The 2069-nt window shown below is 43.4% G+C and carries 3 protein-coding genes and 1 pseudogene; 1 reads left to right on the forward strand and 3 read right to left on the reverse strand.

Translation table 11 applies throughout. The features are described 5' to 3' along the window. Positions 1 to 288: 288 nt before the first annotated feature. Entirely contained in the window at positions 289 to 831 is a 543-nt protein-coding gene (locus tag LC574_RS37395) for a tetratricopeptide repeat protein (protein WP_229458664.1), read from the reverse strand. A gap of 167 nt (positions 832 to 998) precedes the next feature. Between LC574_RS37395 and LC574_RS37400 the strand changes: the two genes are divergently transcribed. Continuing rightward, on the forward strand, positions 999 to 1475 hold the full coding sequence (locus LC574_RS37400; protein ID WP_229458665.1) for a hypothetical protein: 477 nt from the start codon (positions 999 to 1001) through the stop codon (positions 1473 to 1475). On the opposite strand, the gene LC574_RS37405 is transcribed toward LC574_RS37400, so the two are convergent. Continuing rightward, on the reverse strand, positions 1463 to 1765 hold the full coding sequence (locus LC574_RS37405; protein ID WP_229458666.1) for a hypothetical protein: 303 nt from the start codon (positions 1763 to 1765) through the stop codon (positions 1463 to 1465). The two genes, LC574_RS37400 and LC574_RS37405, sit on opposite strands and share 13 nt — an antisense overlap. Before the next feature lie 76 nt (positions 1766 to 1841). Further along, positions 1842 to 2069: pseudogene (locus LC574_RS37410) on the reverse strand (acetylglutamate kinase); the annotation flags it as partial.

A 2069-nucleotide genomic window follows, 5' to 3' on the forward strand; every position in this document is an offset into this window, starting at 1 on the left:
AGCCAGTCAGTATCAGGGATGTTAACAGCACTAGCCACAGAATAGGATTTCGCATGGGAAAGACGCGGTTCATTCGATTTCGACCATTCAGTGTCAACACAAAACTAAATGGTCTGATTAACCACAAGAAAATCTTTCCTAAACTTGAAGAATTCATAACTATAAGTCTCCCCAAAAGTCAAACTTTTTAACCAATCTTGACTTCTTAGTATTGTTTGAGATTCTTGGAACACCGTTTTGGTAAAGAATTTTAATCCAAAATCCAAAATCTAAAATCCAAAATTGGTATCAGCCAGGGGTTCCTGAAAAATTCAACCAAACCAAGTAGGAGATGGTTAAACCAATGGCAATTAGCGCCACCCAGATAAAGCGATTATCTCTGGTATTGACCTGACTGAGGTCAACGAATTCTGGCTCCGTAGGTTTAGGCTTCTGCTGCACAGAAGATTTAGTAGACTTAGCAGCAATAGAAATTTTGAGTTCATTATCGGGTAGTGCCGCCAAATCTGGGATTTCGGTCATCCACTGGCTGGGTCTTTTCAGCTTTGGTGCTTTTAAAATGTAAAGCATCCGTCGCGCTTGTTTGCCAATTTCAAAATGGGCATGGCGTTTAAGTCTTTCGCAAAGAGCGATCGCATCATCGGTGCGTCCAGCTGCTTCATAAGCTGTCACTAGATGAATTTCTACTTCCCCCCCAAGGCGAGAATTACGAGCTAGTAGGGCGCTGGCCTTTTCTAAATTTTCGATGGCTTCGCGGTATTGCCCATTTTCAAAGGCAACTTTCCCAGCCTGGTAGCGGGTTTTAGCAATTTCTAAACTTTCTACACTCACGGCTTATACAAAAATCTGCACTATTTTAATTTTGCCAATGCCAGCAATCTTTTTGGAATTTTTTCAAAAGCTGGCAACCTGAAAGTAAATAAACTTCTAAAATTTTAACTAAGTAGCTGCAACTATTTGCTGATTAAAAATTCCGGTATCAAATGCAGAGCAAAAATATGTTGAAAATCAAGCATTCGCAACTGAATTGGCTCCTAGCAGGTATGACTTTAGCAGTGATGGGTGTAAGCATTGCTCCAGCTTTTGCCCAGCGTGTGATCGTGATTGATGGTGGTTATGGAGTCAGGCGATCGCCTCCTGTCGGTTCCTTCATTTATGGTAGTCCGATTCCCACACCTGGTTATGGAGTTAGGCGATCGCCTCCTGTCGGTTCCTTTATTTATGGTAGTCCGATTCCCACACCTATGCCTGTAGACCCAGCAACGGGACTCATGCCACAACGCAATAATTACCCTGATTATTACTATCCCCAGTTCAGGCAGAACGTGAGAAATTCCACCCTGATTAATCCGACTTTGATTAATCCGGCAATTCGAGACTCAACCATCGTTAATCCGGTGATTATAGATAACTCATGGCATCGTAGACCATTTAGCGGCGGGCGATCGCGGGTTATTATTACCTATCCCCGATAGAGAAGGAGGGTAGGGGAGGCAGGTGGAGCAGGGGAGGTGAATATTAAAGATTCGTCCACGAGTATCAAAGACTCGTCCACAAGTATCAAAGACTCGCTCACGAGTATCAAAGACTCGCTCACGAGTATCAAAGACTCGCTCACGAGTATTAAAGACTCGCTCACGAGTATCAAAGACTCGCTCACGAGTATTAAAGACTCGCTCACGAGTATCAAAGACTCGCTCACGAGTATTAAAGACTCACTCACGAGTATCAAAGACTCGCTCACGAGTATTAAAGACTCGCTCACGAGTAAAAAAGGAATTTTAATTTACACAAAATTACAGTTACAAATCATTTTCCTCTGCTCCCCTGCCTCTCTTCCTCTACAAGGTAAACTGCGAACCGAGAATCATCGTCCCAATTCCAACATCAGTAAAGATTTCTAGTAACAGGGCGTGGGGAATGCGACCATCAATGATGTGTGCTGCACGGACTCCTTGAGCAAGCGATCGCACACAACAACTGACTTTGGGAATCATCCCACCGCTAACTATACCATTGGCAATCAACTCGCGGGCTTCACGAATATCTACTTTTGGAATCAAACTAGA

Source organism: Nostoc sp. CHAB 5715 (assembly GCF_020829685.1).
Classification (GTDB): domain Bacteria; phylum Cyanobacteriota; class Cyanobacteriia; order Cyanobacteriales; family Nostocaceae; genus Nostoc.